At 73.2% G+C, this 16,499-nt stretch carries 17 protein-coding genes; 8 read left to right on the top strand and 9 right to left on the bottom strand.

All coding sequences use genetic code 11. The annotated features are described in order from the left end of the window. Nucleotides 1-32: 32 nt before the first annotated feature. From ACFQ11_RS15915 to ACFQ11_RS15925, 3 genes are all read right to left on the bottom strand, one after another. Nucleotides 33-827 (bottom strand): IclR family transcriptional regulator, encoded by a 795-nt coding sequence (locus ACFQ11_RS15915; protein ID WP_378299123.1) that lies wholly within the window; start codon nucleotides 825-827, stop codon nucleotides 33-35. Nucleotides 828-878: 51 nt separating this feature from the next. Then, nucleotides 879-1,946 (bottom strand): NADPH:quinone reductase, encoded by a 1,068-nt coding sequence (locus tag ACFQ11_RS15920; protein WP_378299125.1) that lies wholly within the window; start codon nucleotides 1,944-1,946, stop codon nucleotides 879-881. A 117-nt stretch (nucleotides 1,947-2,063) separates the two neighbouring features. Beyond that, nucleotides 2,064-3,188, bottom strand: coding sequence for an AraC family transcriptional regulator (locus tag ACFQ11_RS15925; RefSeq protein WP_378299127.1), 1,125 nt, complete (start codon nucleotides 3,186-3,188; stop codon nucleotides 2,064-2,066). Between the two features lie 337 nt (nucleotides 3,189-3,525). Here ACFQ11_RS15925 and ACFQ11_RS15930 point away from each other — a divergent pair, with 337 nt between their 5' ends. From ACFQ11_RS15930 to ACFQ11_RS15950, 5 genes are all read left to right on the top strand, one after another. Next, nucleotides 3,526-4,062, top strand: a complete 537-nt coding sequence (locus ACFQ11_RS15930) for a carboxymuconolactone decarboxylase family protein (RefSeq protein WP_378299129.1) — start codon at nucleotides 3,526-3,528, stop codon at nucleotides 4,060-4,062. A gap of 58 nt (nucleotides 4,063-4,120) precedes the next feature. After that, nucleotides 4,121-5,341: an MFS transporter gene (locus tag ACFQ11_RS15935; RefSeq protein ID WP_378299131.1), complete on the top strand. Its 1,221-nt coding sequence runs from the start codon at nucleotides 4,121-4,123 to the stop codon at nucleotides 5,339-5,341. Further along, complete coding sequence (locus ACFQ11_RS15940) at nucleotides 5,338-6,216, top strand: alpha/beta fold hydrolase (protein ID WP_378299133.1); 879 nt, start codon at nucleotides 5,338-5,340, stop codon at nucleotides 6,214-6,216. The genes ACFQ11_RS15935 and ACFQ11_RS15940 overlap by 4 nt, the downstream gene beginning before the upstream one ends. Nucleotides 6,217-6,286: 70 nt before the next feature. Continuing rightward, nucleotides 6,287-6,727: a nuclear transport factor 2 family protein gene (locus ACFQ11_RS15945; protein ID WP_378299135.1), complete on the top strand. Its 441-nt coding sequence runs from the start codon at nucleotides 6,287-6,289 to the stop codon at nucleotides 6,725-6,727. Between the two features lie 67 nt (nucleotides 6,728-6,794). After that, a complete protein-coding gene (locus tag ACFQ11_RS15950) occupies nucleotides 6,795-8,240 on the top strand; it encodes a dihydrolipoyl dehydrogenase family protein (RefSeq protein ID WP_378299137.1) in 1,446 nt (481 codons plus the stop codon). Nucleotides 8,241-8,286: 46 nt separating this feature from the next. Here ACFQ11_RS15950 and ACFQ11_RS15955 read toward each other — a convergent pair whose 3' ends face one another. Then, nucleotides 8,287-8,538, bottom strand: a complete 252-nt coding sequence (locus ACFQ11_RS15955; protein ID WP_378299139.1) for a DUF4873 domain-containing protein — start codon at nucleotides 8,536-8,538, stop codon at nucleotides 8,287-8,289. Nucleotides 8,539-8,681: 143 nt separating this feature from the next. Between ACFQ11_RS15955 and ACFQ11_RS15960 the strand changes: the two genes are divergently transcribed. The 3 genes from ACFQ11_RS15960 (at nucleotide 8,682) to ACFQ11_RS15970 (ending at nucleotide 11,372) form a co-directional block, all read left to right on the top strand. Further along, nucleotides 8,682-9,551 carry a YwqG family protein gene (locus ACFQ11_RS15960; RefSeq protein WP_378299141.1) on the top strand — a complete coding sequence of 290 codons (870 nt, stop codon included), beginning with the start codon at nucleotides 8,682-8,684 and terminating at the stop codon, nucleotides 9,549-9,551. 33 nt (nucleotides 9,552-9,584) lie between these two features. Continuing rightward, nucleotides 9,585-9,776 (top strand): hypothetical protein, encoded by a 192-nt coding sequence (locus ACFQ11_RS15965; protein ID WP_378299143.1) that lies wholly within the window; start codon nucleotides 9,585-9,587, stop codon nucleotides 9,774-9,776. A 135-nt stretch (nucleotides 9,777-9,911) separates the two neighbouring features. Beyond that, on the top strand, nucleotides 9,912-11,372 hold the full coding sequence (locus ACFQ11_RS15970; protein WP_378299145.1) for a serine hydrolase domain-containing protein: 1,461 nt from the start codon (nucleotides 9,912-9,914) through the stop codon (nucleotides 11,370-11,372). 29 nt (nucleotides 11,373-11,401) lie between these two features. On the opposite strand, the gene ACFQ11_RS15975 is transcribed toward ACFQ11_RS15970, so the two are convergent. The 5 genes from ACFQ11_RS15975 to ACFQ11_RS15995 form a co-directional block, all read right to left on the bottom strand. Further along, nucleotides 11,402-11,812 (bottom strand): VOC family protein, encoded by a 411-nt coding sequence (locus tag ACFQ11_RS15975; RefSeq protein WP_378299147.1) that lies wholly within the window; start codon nucleotides 11,810-11,812, stop codon nucleotides 11,402-11,404. Nucleotides 11,813-12,072: 260 nt separating this feature from the next. After that, nucleotides 12,073-12,483 carry a DUF3592 domain-containing protein gene (locus tag ACFQ11_RS15980; RefSeq protein WP_449193564.1) on the bottom strand — a complete coding sequence of 137 codons (411 nt, stop codon included), beginning with the start codon at nucleotides 12,481-12,483 and terminating at the stop codon, nucleotides 12,073-12,075. A gap of 211 nt (nucleotides 12,484-12,694) precedes the next feature. After that, nucleotides 12,695-13,552: a polysaccharide deacetylase family protein gene (locus ACFQ11_RS15985; RefSeq protein ID WP_378299151.1), complete on the bottom strand. Its 858-nt coding sequence runs from the start codon at nucleotides 13,550-13,552 to the stop codon at nucleotides 12,695-12,697. Nucleotides 13,553-13,596: 44 nt separating this feature from the next. Next, nucleotides 13,597-15,183 carry an MFS transporter gene (locus ACFQ11_RS15990; RefSeq protein ID WP_378299153.1) on the bottom strand — a complete coding sequence of 529 codons (1,587 nt, stop codon included), beginning with the start codon at nucleotides 15,181-15,183 and terminating at the stop codon, nucleotides 13,597-13,599. A 69-nt stretch (nucleotides 15,184-15,252) separates the two neighbouring features. Then, a complete protein-coding gene (locus ACFQ11_RS15995; protein ID WP_378299155.1) occupies nucleotides 15,253-16,236 on the bottom strand; it encodes a helix-turn-helix transcriptional regulator in 984 nt (327 codons plus the stop codon). Between the last annotated feature and the right edge of the window lie 263 nt (nucleotides 16,237-16,499).

Genomic DNA, 16,499 nt, shown 5'->3' on the forward strand with positions numbered 1-16,499 from the left:
TTCCGCGACCGGCGCCGCGCCGTCGCGCCGCCTCACGCGTCGATGACCCGCAACCGTTCGCTGATCTCCGCGGCGGCCTCCTCGACCGCCGTCTCCACTTCCGGCACCCGCTCCTCCGGCACCCGATGCGACAGCGCCGCGACGCTCACGGCGGCGACGACGTCACCGCCGGCGTCGCGGATCGGGGCGGCGACACCGAGCACGTCCTCGTCCAGCTCGCCCCGGGACACCGCCGTGCCGCGCGCCCGGATCGCCGCCAGCCGCTCGCGCAGCACTCCCGCGTCGGTCACCGTCGCCCCGGTGAACCTCGGCAGCCCGCTTCGCGCGATGACCTCTTCGATCTCCTGCTCCGGCGCCCAGGCCAGCAGCACCAGCGCCGACGCGCCCGCGTTGATCGGCAGCACATGGCCCCGCTCGTACGACAGCCGGACGGGATGGTCGGTCTCCTCCCGTTCCAGGCACACCACCGTGGCGCCCGTCCGGCGGGTCAGCAGAGCGGCCTCACCGACCCGGTCGGCCAGGGCCCGCATCACCGGCCGGGAGACCTCCGACAGCCCGAGGCCCTTGCGGGCCAGCCGCGCCAGCTCGAACACCCGCGGCCCGAGCCGGTACCCGGCGGGCCGCTGCTCCTCGATGAAACCGGAGGAGGCCAGGCTCTGCAGGTAGCGATAGGCGGTGGAGCGAGCCACACCCAGATGGTCGGCCACCTCCTGGCCCCCGACCACGAGCCGTGAGTCGCCGAACAGCAGCAGGATGTCCAACGCGCGGTCGGCAGTGGAGTTGCGTTCGCGGTACCCGCTCGCCCGCTCGGCCTTTGATCCTGGCATGCAGGAAACGCTACACGAAAGTCAGGTCGGCTTTCGCGAGAGTGCCCACGGTCAGGCGGGATCCGGACGCGCGCCGGCAGGGTCGAGCTCCAGCACGATGTGCCCGGCGGGCGAGCCGTTCTCCGCGGCGGCGTGGGCCTCGGCGATCCGCTCGAGGGGGAAGCGGGCCGCGACCGGGTACCACAGGTCGCCGTCGCGCAGCGCGGCCGTCAGGTCGGCGGTCGCCTGCCGGTTGGCCTCGTCGGGGAAGTCGTCGTGGCCGAGGAAGTGAACCGTGATGTTCTTGTCCGCGAGGCGGCGGTAGGGCACGGCCGGGTCGGCCCGGTCGCTGGAGTGTACGGCGATGGTGCCGCCGTGGGCCACGATCTCCGGATCGGCGGCGAGGTCCGCGCCGAACGCGCCTTCGACCACCCGGTCCACCCCGTACGGCGCGATCGCTCCGATCCGGGCCGCCGCCCCTCCCCGGGAGACATCGACGGCGTAGTGGGCGCCGGCCGCCAATGCAGCCTCCAGCCGGGACGGGCCGTGCACCGTGGCGATCACCACGGCGCCACCGCGCCGCGCCATGGTCACCGCGGCCCGCCCCACCGTGCAGAGCGCGCCGGTCACCAGCACGAGCCGCCCGTCGACGGGCCCGTCCTCGAAGACCGCGCGATGCGCGATGATCCCGGGCACGCCCATCCCGGCGGCCTGGTCGAACGGCACACCCGCCGGGAGGGGCACCGCCTGCACCGCCGGGACCACGGCGTATTCGGCGGCGGTGCCGAAGGGGCGGTACGACTGGGCCAGGTAGATCCAGACCCGCTGGCCGAGCCGGCGCGCGTCGACGCCCCGTCCCACGGCATCGATCACACCGGCGCCGTCGTCGTGCGGGATCACCCGGGGGAACGTCATCCCCGGCCCGCGCCGGCCGTGCCGCTTCACCGCGTCCCTGCGGTGGACGCCCGAAACGGCGATCTTGACCCGCACCTCGCCCGGCGCGGGCCACGGGACCGGCATGGTCCCCACGATCAGCACCTGGTGAGCCGGGCCCGGGCGCTCGTACCACGCCGCGCGCATCGCGACTCCCCCTCCCGGCTCCGGCGTCCGCCGCACCCACACCCCGGTGGTGGGCGGCAAGGTGGCTTCACCCTATGGACCGCACCGCCCCGGCGAAGGGGACCGAACACGCCACCGGGGGGACCGAAGACGCCACCGGGGTCCGAACGCGCCACCGCATCGGCGGCGGCCCGGGGCCTAGGTCCGCTCCGCGCCGTTCCCGAAGGACCCGGTCGGCCGGCTCTGCCAGCGGCGGACGGCGCGGCGCAGTGCGCGCACGTCGCTGTATCCGACCCTGCGGGCGATCGAGGACATGGGCAGCCGGCCGTCTTGCAGGAGGGTCAGCGCCTTCTCCTGGCGTGCGGTCTCCACTTCGCCGCGCCAGGTGCTGCCTCGTTCGGCCAGGCGGCGCTGGAGTGTGCGGGGGCTGACGGTCATGTGCTGCGCGACCGTCTCCAGGGAGAGCGAGTCCTGCTCGAAGCAGGAGTGCAGCGCCAGGCGGAAGAGGTCGTACCAGTCGCCGACCGGTCGCGCCGCGCCCAGTGTCATGGCGGCGTGCTCGCACAGCATCTCCAGCAGCCCGGGCTGGGCCTTGGGCAGCGGCCGCCGGGCGTCCCGCGCCAGGAAGGTCAGCGAGGTGGCCGCCGCCGAGAAGTCCACGTGGGAGGTGCCGAACAGCTCCAGCAGCGCCGCGCGCGAGCGCGGGGCCTTCTGCCGCAGCTCCACGCGTACCGGGACCAGGGGTGTCCCGGTCGCCTCCCGGCAGCGCCGCAGCAGCACCACCAGCGCGAACACCTCCACCGCCGCGCTCACGTCCGGCTCGTACGGGCAGGTCGAATGACTGATCGTGAACAGCTCGCCGTCCTCCACCCCCTCCAGGGTCTCCAAGGCCGGATCGAGCAGGACGCCCATGTGCCGCGCAGTACAGCGGACCGACTCCATGAGGGTCGGCCCGGAGGTGAGCATGTAGTCCCACAGTCCGAAGCCGCCGGGCGGCGGGATGTCGACCACCAGCGCGCCGTCGCGGATCCCGGGGTTCTTGGAGACCAGGTACCTCCACATCGCGTTCGCGGATCCGGTCGGCACCCGGGACAGGTCGTCGGAGAGGACGTCGGTCCGCAGGTCCGGCAGGCGCGCGACCTCGCCGGGGCTGCCGCCGGTCCTGCGCACCTCCCGAGCCAGGAACCGCGCCATCTGGGTGGAGACCGTCCCCTCCAGCCGCGGCGGGGCGGCGGAACCGAGGCCGGCCGGCGGGCCGTCGCCGCTCCGGGCGCCGGAGGCCGAGCCGCCGGGGGCGGCCCGCCCGTCACTGAACTCGGTCATGTGGTGACCCCTTCGTCGTCCGCCGGTCGCCGGTATGAGCCCGGCCGGCATCGGCGCCCGCACGGATCCCCAGGTCGTACGGCCAGGAGCCGGACGGCCAGGAGGCGAACGCTACCCCCGCTCTGTATACCTGGGAAGTCCAGGCCCGGATAACGCCGGCCGGGAAACGGGCCGATCGAGGCCCGGGCGTCCCGGGCGGACGCGGGGGTGCGGGACGAGATGGCGGGTTCGGGCCCGTCGGTGACGTATTGGGTCCCTGTGCCGGGGGTCGCACCGCTCCTAGTTTGAGATCACCGGTGCTCACCGGTACCCCACAGTCCCTCCGAAAGGACCTGACATGTCCCGACTTCCCTTGATCCAGCCGGAGACCGCCGGCGGCCAGGCCGCCGAACTGCTGGCCGCCGTCCAGAAGGCGCTGGGCCTCACGCCGAACATGACCAAGGCGATGGCCAACAGCCCCGCCGTGCTGAAGTCCTACCTGGAGTTCTCCGGCGCGCTGGCGGGCGGCGTCCTGCCGGCCGCGGTGCGCGAGCGGATCGCGCTCCTGGTCGCCCAGGAGAACGGCTGCGACTACTGCCTGTCCGCGCACACCTACATCGGCACCAAGCTGGCCGGGCTGAGCGGGGACGAGGCCGAAGCGGCGCGCTCCGGCCGGGCCGGCGAGCCCAAGGCCGAGGCCGCGCTGGCCTTCGCCGCCACCGTGCTGCGCACCCGCGGCGGCATCGAGGACGCCGATGTGAAGACGGCCCGCCAGGCGGGCCTGTCCGACGAGGAGATCGCGGAGGTCGTCGGCCACGTCGCGCTCAATGTCTTCACCAACTACTTCAACAAGGCCGCCGACACCGAGATCGACTGGCCGGTCGTCCGCCACTGACCGCCCGCCGGGTACGGCGGCGCGCAGCCGCCGTACCCGGTCACCCCCGGGAGCGACCGTGACCACTGAACTGAACATGAACGAGCCGAAGGCGGACCCGGGCCCCGTCCGCGCCCGCCGTTCCGGCGACCGGGCGGCGTGGTCGGGGCTGGCGGCGATGACGGTGTCGTTCGGCCTGAACTTCTCGGCGGGCGTCTTCTTCGCCCCGGCCGCCGCCGCGTACGGCATGGACGTCACCGCGCTCGCGGTGGCCGCGGCGCTGAGCACCGCCCTGACCGGGCTGCTGCAGCCGGTCATCGGCATCCTGCTGGACCGGATCGGTGCCCGCGCGGTGCTGCTCGCCGGGTTGCTGTTCATGGCGGCCTGCTACCTGGCGCTGGCGGTCGTCCAGGAGACCTGGCAGTTCGTCATGGTCTACCTGGTGCTGGGCGGGATCGGCTTCGCCGCCTCGTCCAGCCTGGCACTGACCACCCTGATCGGCCGGATCCGCGGCGAGCGGGCCGGGCCGTCGCTGGCCCGCGCCTCCACCGGGATCAACCTGGGGCAGCTGCTCGTCCCGTGGGCGGCGACCGTCCTGTTCGAGCCCGCCGGCGTCCGCGCCACCTACGCTCTGCTGGGCGCGGCCGGTCTGGCCGTCACGGCCGTGCTGGCGGCCGTGCTGCCCAGGGACCGGTTCCAGGCGTCGGCGGCCGGGCGCGAACGCCTGCGCGGACGCACCCGGATCCTGATCTCCTTCGGGCTGCACTCGGCCACGCTGTACGTGATGGTGCTGCTGCTGCCCAAGCACGCCGTCGAGCTGGGCTGGTCGGCCGCCGACGCGGGCCGCCTGGTCGCGGTCGCCGCCGTCGCCGCCGGGATCTCCTCGGCGGTCAGCGCCCGGCTGCTGCGCCGGCACCGCCCCGAGACGCTGCTGCGGACCATGCACGCCGTGCGCGCCGTGTCGCTGGGCCTCGCGGCGGTGGTGAGCGAAGGCCCCGCGCTCGTCGCGGTCGCGGTCCTGTTCGGCGTCGCGTCCTTCCCGGTGATCCCGCTGACCATGGCCGTGGTCTCCCGCGGCCTGGACCGTTCCCGGATGGGCCGCACGCTGGCCCCCGCATGGCTGGTCCACCAGTTGTCGGCCGCCGCCGGGCTCGTCGTCGCCACCGCGCTGCACGCCGTCTCCGGCGACTACCGCCCCTTCTTCGCCCTGGCCCTGCTGCTCAGCACCACCGCCGTGGTGCTGGTCTCGCCCGGCCGCCGGGAACCCGTTCCCACCACCCGACAGGAGCAGACGACATGACCGTCCACCCGATCCGCCACGCCACCGTCGAGATCCAGGGCCTGCCCGTGTTCTACCGGGAGGCCGGCGACCCGGCCGCGCCCACGCTCGTCCTGCTGCACGGCTTCCCCAGCAGCTCGGCCATGTTCCGCGACCTCATCGCCGACCTGGCCGACGACCACCACCTGATCGCGCCCGACCACATCGGCTTCGGCCAGTCGGCGATGCCGCCGGTGGACGAGTTCGAGTACGGCTTCGAGAAGCTCACCGAGGTCACCCTCGCGCTGCTCGACGAGCTGGGCGTGGACCGGTTCGCCCTCTACATCCAGGACTACGGCGCTCCCATCGGCCTGCGCATCGCCAGCCGCCACCCCGGCCGGGTCACCGCGATCATCAGCCAGAGCGGCAACGCCTACATGGAAGGGTTCACCCCGTTCTGGGAGGTGCTGTTCGCCCACGCCAAGGACCGCGCCGCCCACGAGCCCGCCGTCCGGGAACTGCTGACCGCCGAGGCGACGCGCTGGCAGCACACCCACGGCGTCCCCGCCGAACGGCTGGAGCGCGTCAGCCCGGACGCCTGGGTCCTCGACCAGGCGTACCTGGACCGCCCCGGCAACAAGGAGATCCAGCTCCAGCTCTTCTGGGACTACCAGTTCAACCTGGACGGCTACCCCGCCTTCCAGGAGTACTTCCGCACCCACCGGCCGCCCGTCCTGGTCGCCTGGGGCGAGAACGACGAGATCTTCGGCCCGGACGGCGCCACGGCGTTCGCCCGCGACCTGCCCGACGCCGAGATCCACCTCCTCGACGCCGGCCACTTCGCCCTCGCCACCCACGGCCACGAGATCGCCGGCCTGATCCGCGACTTCCTCGGACGCAGGGTCGCCCCGGCCTGACCACCGATCCCACCGCCTCCGGTGCGGCCCGCACCGGAGGCCGCGACCCGAACCGACAGGAGCACCCATCGTGTCCGCCGCACGCCCGCCGCTTCCCCCGTTCACCGCCGAGACCGCCGCGCAGAAGGTGCGGATGGCCGAGGACGGGTGGAACACCCGCGATCCCCAGCGGGTCTCGCTCGCCTACACACCCGACTCCGTCTGGCGCAACCGGCACGAGTTCCTCACGGGACGCGACCAGATCGTGGAGTTCCTGACCCGCAAGTGGGCCAAGGAGAACCAGTACGCCCTGCGCAAGCAACTGTGGGCCTTCACCGAGAACAGGATCGCCGTCCGCTTCCAGTACGAATGGCACGACGCGGGCGGCCAGTGGTGGCGCAGCCACGGCAACGAACTGTGGGAGTTCGACGCCGACGGCCTGATGTCCCGCCGCGAGGCCAGCATCAACGACGTCCCCATCAGCGAAGACGACCGCACCATCTTCGGCCCCCGCCCCGGCGGCGACCGATGAGCCGGCGGCCGAGAAGCCCGGTTCGCGCCGCCGGACGGCCGAACGCCGTGGGACCCGGAGAAGACGCATGACGAACGGCGACGGAGAGGCAGGCATGGTGGACGAGTTCGATGTCGTGGTGCTGGGGGCCGGGTCGACGGGGGAGAACCTCGCGGAACGGGCGCACGCCGGTGGGCTGAGCGTGGCGATCGTGGAGGGCGAACTGGTCGGCGGGGAGTGCTCGTACTGGGCGTGCATGCCCAGCAAGGCGCTGCTGCGCCCGGCCGCCGCGCTGGCGGACGCGCGGCGCCTCGCGGGCGTCCGCGAGGCGGTCGACGGGCCGCTGGACGCGGCGGCGGTCCTCGAGCGCCGGGACGGATTCGCCGCCCACTGGAAGGACGACGGCCAGGTCGCATGGCTGGAGAGCGCCGGGCTGGTCCTGGTGCGCGGCCACGGCCGGCTGGACGGGCCCAAGCGCGTCGCGGTGCGGACCCCCGAGGGCGGGCGGCGGGTGCTGACCGCCCGGCACGCCGTCGCGGTGTGCACGGGAACCCGCGCGGCGCTGCCCGAGCTGCCGGGACTGGCCGAGGCCCGTCCCTGGACCAGCCGTGAGGCGACCGCATCCGCACAGGTGCCGCCGCGGCTCGCCGTCGTCGGCGGCGGCGTGGTGGCGTGCGAGATGGCCACGGCATGGCGGGCGCTCGGCAGCGAAGTGGTGCTGCTGGTGCGCGGGTGGCGGCTGCTCCCGCGGATGGAGCCGTTCGCCGGGGAACTGGTGGCCGAGCGGTTGCGGGCGTCGGGAGTGGACGTGCGGTTCGGCGCGTCCGTCACCGCGGTGCACCGCGACGGGCCGCTGACGCTCACGTTGGAGGACGGCGGGACGGTGACCGCGGACGAGGCGCTGTTCGCCACCGGCCGGGCCCCGGCCACCACCGACCTCGGGCTCGAGACGGTCGGCCTGACGCCGGGCCGGCCGATCGAGGTCGACTCCACCGGCCTGGCGGTCGGCGTCCCGGACGGGTGGCTGTACGCGGCCGGTGACGTCAACGGGCGCGCGCTGCTCACCCACCAGGGCAAGTACCAGGGCCGCGTCTTCGGCGCGGTGATCGCCGACCGCGCCGCCGGACGTCCGCTGGACACCGCCGACTGGGGGCGCAGCGTGGCCACCGCGGACGAGCGGGCCGTGCCGCAGGTCGTCTTCACCGACCCCGAAGCCGTGTCCGTCGGCCTCACCCTGCAGGAGGCGACCCGCGACGGACGCCGGGTCCGGGCCGTCGACTACGACCTCGGCGGCGTGGCCGGCGCCGTCCTCTACGCCGACGGCTACCGGGGCCGCGCCCGGGCGGTGGTGGACCTGGACAGCGAGACGCTCCTCGGCGTCACCTTCGTCGGAGCGGGCGTCGCCGAACTGCTCCACTCGGCCACGATCGCCGTCACCGCCGAGGTCCCCATCTCCCGCCTGTGGCACGCCGTCCCCGCGTACCCCACCCTCGGCGAGGTCTGGCTCCGGCTTCTGGAGACGTACCGCGGCTGAGCACCGGACCGGCGCCCGGCTCTCCGGCGCGGGCCGGCGGAGCCGCTCAGGCGAAGGGCGGCGGCCCTGTTCCGACCAGCGTGACGACGTCGGACCAGGCCGCCGAACCGCCGAGCGTGACCTGCGCCTCGCGTCCGTCCGGAAGCCTCAGCGTCCGGTCGTGCGGGCCGTCGGCATCGAAGTCGCCGACGGTCGCGGTCCCGGACCACTCCCGCTGCTTGGCGCGCAGGTCGACGTAAACCTCGACCTCGGCTCCGTCGTGGCTGATCAGGACGGCGGAGCCGCGGTAGCGGCTCACGCCCGAATCGTCTCGTCGCCGACGTGCAGTGTGTTCATGAGGACGCACCATAGCGCTCGGCTCGGACGTTCGAGAACGATGCGCGCTGCGGGCGACCGTCCCCGCGCTCGATCCTGTCGGTGCCGAAGGCGAAGATGACCCGCATGCCCCACACGACACGGCCCCCGATCGTGGACATCACCGAGGCCGTCCCCGGACTCGCCGCCCACGCCCGCACCGCCGTCCGCCTGCACCCACGGCGCGGCGCCCCGGGCCCGGACGACAGCAGCATCGGCGGTCCGCTGCGGTGGCCCGCCGCCGAGCCCTGGCCGTTCTGTGACCGTCCGCACGACCACGGCCGGTCGCCCGGAACGCCGGTCGCGATGGTGCCGATCGCGCAGATCTACGCGGCCGACGTCCCCGCGTACCCGTTTCCGGACGGCAGCGACCTCCTGCAGATTCTCTGGTGCCCCAACCACGACGGGGACTGGCCGGACGCCACGATCGGCGTCCGGTGGCGGCGCTCGGCCGACGTCACGGCGATCCTCGCGGACCCGCCGGCACCGCACATGGTCGAGGCGGAGGGGCTGGTGCCGACCCCCTGCGTGCTCGACCCCGAACCGGTCACCGAGTACCCCTACAGCGAGGAGCTGCCTCAGCGGATCCGGGAGGCGATCAAGCGTTGGGAGACCGGCTACCCGGCCTACCAGTACGGCCTGTCGGTCGCGTCCGGCTGCAAGCTGGGCGGCGGTATGTCCTGGAACGTCACCGACATGGGGGAGCCACCGGTGTGCGCGCAGTGCGGCGCCCCCGCCCACCTGATCCTGCAGCTCGACAGCAGCGAGTGGAGCGGCGCCTCGGACCACGAGGGCGGTCCGCCCCGCTGGCGGCCCGTGGAAGACGCCGACCTCGACGGCGGCGACCACCGGGCCGCCAGGGAACCGACCGGCATGGAGATCGGCCGCTACAGCCACGGCGGCTTCTTCGGCTGCTCGGCCGATCACCGCCACCCAGTGACGTTCCACTGGCAGTGACCGGTCCCCTGGGCGCTCATCGGAGAGTTCGTCGTGCACGGACACGACATCGCCCGCACCGTCGGCGAACGCCTGCCGATCGACCCCGGCCACGTCCCCATGATCCTTGCGGGGATGCACCAGGTCATGCCCGGCTGGGGTGATCCGGCCACGGCCGGCGGCCGCACGGCCACCTACCAGGTCCGGCAGCGGGCGGCGGCACGAGCGCTTGCGACGTGGTGCTGACCGTCGGGTGAACGCCGGCCATCGGAGTTCGGTGATCTGGCGGCGTCGTGGTCGGTCGTCCTCGGCGCTTGGTGACCGTATCGGCATATGGTAAAAACCGTATGTCCATATTGTTATCGACCTCCGAGGACCTTGATGCGCCTCCTCGCCCTCCTGCTCTGCCTGCTCGTCCTGGCGCCGGTCGCACCGGCGTCCGCGCAGCCCGGTCCGTACGAGGCGATCGACGCCTTCGTGCGGGACAGGATGAAGGCCACCGACACCCCCGGGCTCGCCTACGCCGTGGTCGGCCCCGACGGCCCGATCCACCAGCGCACCTGGGGGAGCGACGGCAACGGCGAGCCCGTCACGCCACAGACCCCGTTCCTGTGGGGGTCGGTCGCCAAGCCGGTCGCCGCCACGGCCGTCATGACCCTTGTCCAGGCCGGACGGCTCCGCCTGACCGACCGGGTCGTCGACTACCTGCCGGACTTCCGGTTCGGCGGCGCCGCGCACGCGCGGCGGGTCACGATCCGGCACCTGCTCGGCCAGACCGCGGGCCTCCCCGAAACCGCCACGTTCAAGGTCGCCGACTGCCTCGAGTCCGGCTGCCCGACTCCGGCCGAACGCGTCGGCGCGCTGAACGGCGGCGAGCCCCTCGGCCCGCCCGGCACCGAGTACGCCTACACCAGCGCCAACTATCTGCTGCTCACGGCCGTCGTGGAGGCCGTCACCGGACGTCCGTACGCCGAGTACCTGCGACGGGCCGTTCTCGAACCGGCGGGGATGAAGGGAGCGATCGCCGACATCGGGTCCGCCGAGAAGCGGAACCTGCCGCCCGGACACCAGCTCCTGTGGGGAGTTCCGTCCGCCATCGCCGACGGATACGACGAGCACGGCGCCGGATACGGCTACCTGGGCGGCGACCTGAACGACCTGGCGGCGTTCGCCTCGTTCCAGCTCCGGTCGGGCAAGACCGCCGACGGCAAGGCGATCCTCACGCCGGAGTCCGTACGGCTCATGCGGGAAGAGGGCACGCTCAGCTCAGGCGAGGGCAGCGGCTACGGGCTGGGCTGGAGCATCAACGCCCTGGACGCGCCCCTCGACCGCGCCGTCTGGCATACGGGAGCGACGTTCGGCTACGCGAGCTTCCTGATCCTCCTGCCCGAGAAGAACATCGCGCTCGTCCTGGAGCAGAACCTGTACGGCTTCCTCCACAACGACGCGGTCATGCACGCCGGACTCGGCGCAGCCAGGCTGCTCGCAGGCGGCACGCCCTCCGAGACCCCCTCCGCGTCCACCTACTACCTGACCGTCTGGGGCATCACGGCCCTGGCCTTGGGACTCGTCCTGGCGGCCGGACGCTCGGCCTTGCTCCTGCGCCGCCGCCCCGCCGCCTCCTCCTCGCGACGCCGGACGGCCGCATGGACCCTCATCGGCGCACTGCCCCTGCTCATCGCCGTCCCGGCAATGAGCCGGACGAGCCCAGGACAGATGATGAACTGGGTGCCGGACGCCTTCGCCGCCCTCTGCGTCGCGGTGGCCGCCGGACTCGCAACGATCGCCCTCCGCGTCACGCTCGCTCTGCGGACCACCCGTAGCCGGCGGGCCGGCCGATGACCTCTCGTGAGGAAGCGCTGGATCAGCGACTAGCCGCGCGTGGGGAAGACAGGGCCCTGGTCGGTCCAGGTGACGCCCTTGTTGCGGCACAGGCAGAAGGGGTGGCCGATCGGGTCCGTGTAGACCCGCCAGCCGTACCCCTCGGGGCCGATGAAGTCCTGCTCCAGCGTCGCGCCGAGGTCGAGGACGCGGCGCTGCTCGGACTCGATGTCGTCCACTTCGAAGTCGAGGTGGAACTGCTTGGGGTGCTCGCTGTCGGGCCACCGCGGCGCTCGATAGTCGTCCACGCGGATGAAGGCCAGCTCGATGTCACCGAACTGGATCCCGGCCCAGTCCGCGGTGCTGCCTTCCTTGATCGGGCGTCCCGTGACCTCGGCGTAGAAGGCCGCCAGCTTCATGGTGTCCGGACAGTCGATGATGAAATCGGTGAGCCGCAGCATCCGGCGATCTTGCCACAGGGGCGAAGGAGCGGCGGAACCGGCCAGAGTCTTCGGGCACGTCACGAGCACCGACGCCGGGCTTCGAGACCCTCTGCGGCGGGGGAGCGGCCTGGGCGGCGGCGATGATCTCCTCGACCTTCCGGCGGCCGATGCCGTGCTCGCCGGCCGGGTGCCGCTGTGACACCGGTCGGCCCCTGTGCATGGACGCCCTGTGCCGAGTGGTCGCGCCCATGAACCCCCGCACCGTCCTGACGGCGTCCTCACGACTGGGGCGCGTCGGATTCGGGCAGGCGGCCCACCCATACGAAGAAACCGATGACGAGAAAAGGAACGAGGAGGAAGCTCACCCCGAAAGCGAGCATGGCGAAATGGCGCCACCGGTACTCGGTGAGGGAACCGGTGGTGGCGGTCGTCTCCGGCGCCTTGGGATCGTAGAGGACGCGGACGGTCCCGCCGACTTCGGTGTCACCGGAGGTGCGGAACCGGTGGCCGGCGCCGTCGGCGGCGGAGAACTCGACCTCGATCTTGCGGACGTCCTCCCGCCCCTGCCGTTCGATCTCCGCGGCCACGACGGTCCCCGTGGCGTGCCGACCGCGCTCCTCGAGCGCCGAAGCGCCCCTCAGGCCGTCCACCGCGTAGATCAGGGCGCCGAGGCCGATCAGGCAGAACACCCCGAAGACGATCGGGAGGGGCTGCCACCTCGACCACGCCGACGCCCTTTCCCCGGCGCGGTCTTCAGGCGCGAGGGAGGGCATCGGCCAACTCAAGCAGCGGCCGCCACACCGCACAAGTACGTGCCGGAACCGTGCGGCCGTCCCCGGGGCGGCCCGCCCCGGGGCGGCTACGCCGCGGCGCCGTCTTGACGCCCCCTTGTCCGCAGCGTCACGCCGGCGCGGCGTAGTGGTCGGCGATCTCGTTGCTGGTGGTCAGCCAGACGCCGGGGTGCCCGGCGATGTACTCCAGGGCACGGTCCAGGTAGCGGGCCCGGAACGGCTGGCCGGTGACGAACGGGTGGAGGGCCAGGGCCATGACCCGTCCGCTGTCGGCGGAGTCGGCGTAGAGCTGGTCGAACTGGTCGGTGACGGCCTGGACGAACTCGGGCCCGGTGAAGCCGTTCATGGTGAACAGGCACAGGTCGTTCAGTTCGAGGGCGTACGGCACGCTCAGCATGCCGGGAACGTTCAGCCGGTACGGCTGGTCGTCGTTGGTCCAGTCCAGCACGTGGTTCATGCCGAGTTCGGCCAGGAGCGCCGGGGTCTGGAACGTCTCGGTGAGCGCCGGGCCGAGCCAGCCCCGGGGACGGTGGCCGGTGGCGTTCTCGATGGTGTCGACGACGTCGGTCAGGAAGGCGCGTTCCTCGTCGGCGGACATGCCGGTCTGCAGGATCGAGTTGTTCTTGCCGTGCGCGAGCCAGGCCCAGTCCCGTTCCCGTCCCGCCTCGATGATCTGCGGGTAGCGGTCGGCGACGTCGGAGTTGAGCAGGACACTGGGCCTGATCCCGTGCCGGTCGAAGATCTCCGTGAGCCGCCAGACGCCCACGCGGGCCCCATAGTCGCGCCAGCCGTAGTTCAACGGATCGGGCGTCAGTCCCGCCGTCGCCTCGTTGAGGCTCGTGGACGGCCGGTCGATGAGGAAATGCTCGACGTTCAATCCCACGTAGAACGCGACGCGGGCGTCGCCGGGCCACCGGATCGGCTCCCGTCCGACGATCGGGCTGTAGCCGAAGAGTTCGTTCTCCATCATTGTTCTCCTTCGTCCAAGGGGGGTGAGGGGGACGGAACGCGTCATCGGACGGCCGGAGCCGTATCGGCGCGGTCCGGGGCTTCGCGGCGGGGACCGTCGACGGCGACCGTGCTCGGCCGCCGCAGCGCCGTCAGGGCGACGGCGATGACGACGACCGCAAGCACGGCGGCGATCACCGCCGCGACGTGGAAGCCGGAGACGAACGCGTCCTGGGCCGCATCGGTCAGCCGGCGGGCGAGCGGTTCGGGAAGGTCCTCGGCCGCCGCGACCGCGCCGCCGACGGTGTCGTGGGCGGCCGCCTCCGCCCCGGCCGGTGTTCCGTCCGGGATGCCGGACGCGACCCGGTCCCGGTAGACGGCCGTGGCGGCGCTGCCGGTGATCGCGATGCCCATGGCCAGGCCCAGGTCGTACGCCGTCTGCCCCGCCGCCGCGGCCGAGCCCGCCTTCTCGGCGGGCGCGGCGGCGACGGCCAGGTCGGTGCCGAGCACGCTGATCGGGCCGACGCCGAACATGATGACCGTGATCGCGACGGCGGCGGAGACCGGGCCCGCCGCCTGCGCCGCCAGGACGTAGCCGACCAGGGAGACCAGCGTCCCGGCCACCAGGACGCGGGCGGGGCCGGCGCGCCGGGCCAGCGGCGGGGTGAGCTGGGAGCCGAGCAGGAACGCGGCGGCCGAGGGCAGCAGCCAGAGACCGCCCGCCATCGGCGACAGCCCCCCGACCAACTGCAGGAAGGGCGGGACCAGGTATTCGACGCTGTTGAGCGCCATCATGCCCAGGAACAGGACCGCCAGCGCGGCGGAGAAGGTGCGGTCGGCGAACAGCCGCAGATCCAGCAGCGGCGCCGCGAGCCGCCGCTGCCGCCGGACGAACAGCCACCCGAACACGATCCCGGCGACGCCCGCGGCGGCCACGGGCGCCTGCCAGCCGTGTTCGGCGGTCCGCTTGACCGCGTAGACGACCGGGAGGATCCCCAGCAGGAACAGCAGCACGCTCGGCACGTCCAGCCGTCCGGCCGAGCCGTCCCGGAACTCGGGCAGCAGCGCCCGTCCCGCGGCGAGCACCACGACCATGACCGGTGCACCCAGCAGGAACACCCACCCCCACCACAGCCCCGACAGCAGCAGCCCGCCGAAGACCGGCCCCAGCCCGACGCCGAGCGCCAGCGCGGTGGCCCACAACGAGATCGCCCGGGTCCGCTGCCCCGGGTCGGTGAACATGGCGCTGATCAGCGACAGTGTGGAGGGCAGGATCGCCGCTCCGGCGACGCCGAGCAGGGCGCGGGATCCGATGAGCAGCGCGGGGCTGCGCACCGCCGCGGCCGTCAGCATCAGAAACTCCACCAGCAGGTAGAGCGCGGCTCCCGCCAGCAGCAGCCGGCGGCGCCCGACCCGGTCCCCGAGGGTTCCCATGACCACCAGGAATCCGGCGGTCATGAACCCGTACACGTCGGTGATCCAGAGGAGTTCGGTGCCGCTCGGCCGCAGCTCGGCGGTGAGGTCCGGCGTCGCCAGCCACAGCACCCCGAGGTCGGCGGTGAGCAGCATGGTCGGCAGCAGCAGCACCGCGAGCCCCAGCCACTGCCGCGTCCCGGCCCTGGCCGGAGGCCCGTCACGTCGTTCGTCCATGCCCGGGACGGTACGAGCGCGGCAAGGCCGCCGGGAGGACCACGGACGTCCCCCGGAGGACCGAACGCGTCAGGTTCGGGCCGCCCGCGACGACGCCCGGAGCGCGGCCGGACCGCAGCCGTACCAGCGGTGGACGGCCCGGCGCAGCGCGCGCGGATCGGAGTATCCGGTCCGCGCAGCGATCGTCTCCAGGGTCATCGACGTCTCCCGCAACAGGCGCTCCACCCGCTGCCGCCTGAACCGTTCCAGCTCGTCGCGCCAGCTCGTGCCCTCGTCCCTCAGGCGGCGTTGCAGCGTCCGCGGCCCCATCGCCAGCCGCCGCGCCACGTCGGCCAGTTCGGGCGGCCCCGTCCCGACCGCCGCCTCCAGCGCGAGGTGGAACCGGCCGAGCCAGTCCAGGACCGGACGGGCGGTGACGACCGTGGCCCGCGCGTGCTCGTCCAGGATCGCCGCCAGGGCCGGGTCGGCCCTCGGGAACGGCGCCTCGGCGTCCGCCTCCGAGAACGTCACCGCCGGTGGACCCGCCTCGAACTCGATCCGCCGGGTGCCGTACACCTCGGCCAGCAGGCCGTGCCGGGGCGGCGCGCGGTGGGGCAGCCGTACCCGCACGGGCGCGAACCGGCGTCCGGCGCCCGAGCCCGCCACGCCGAGCAGCATGGCCGGAACGAACTCCGCGATCAGCGGGAACGACGGATGCTCCTGGTACGGCCCGTGCCAGGTGACCGTGACGCCCTCGCCGTCGCGGGTGACGCCGAGCGTGTCGACGGGATCGGCGATGGTCGCGAAGTGGCGGGCACCGGCGTGCAGCGCGTCGTGGAGCGTGTCGGCGGCGGTGAACAGGTAGTCCCACACTCCGAGCCGGCCGGGCCGCCACAGCTCCATCGCCCGCGCCCCGCCGCCCACCTCCGTCATCGCCCCGGAGATCGTGTCCCACACGCGCAGGAGCGTCACCGTCGGGATCCGGACGTGCTCCTCGCCCACCACGCTCAGGCCGGGGACACGGTCGAGCTGGGACCGGTGCACGCCCGACCGCCGACCCGCCTCGAGCAACATCCGCGTGAGATGCGGCGAGACACCGTGCAACATCCAGTCCATCCCCGTTCGCGGCTTTCTCGACGCTCAGTCTCGCACGGCAGGACCGGCGACCCCTTGGTGAAACCCTCGCCCGGGCGGCCCGCCCGCGCACCGACGCCCTGCCCGGACGCCCGGCTATGCTCTGCCTCCTCGGTGCGACCGCCGTGGTCACGGCCCCCGTCCCAGCACCCTGGGAAGGTTTCACCTGACGTCGCGGCGAGTAGAGTCGCCGGTTCTTCGCC

This window comes from Actinomadura sediminis (assembly GCF_042675525.1).
In the GTDB taxonomy this organism is placed as follows: Bacteria; Actinomycetota; Actinomycetes; order Streptosporangiales; family Streptosporangiaceae; genus Spirillospora; species Spirillospora sediminis.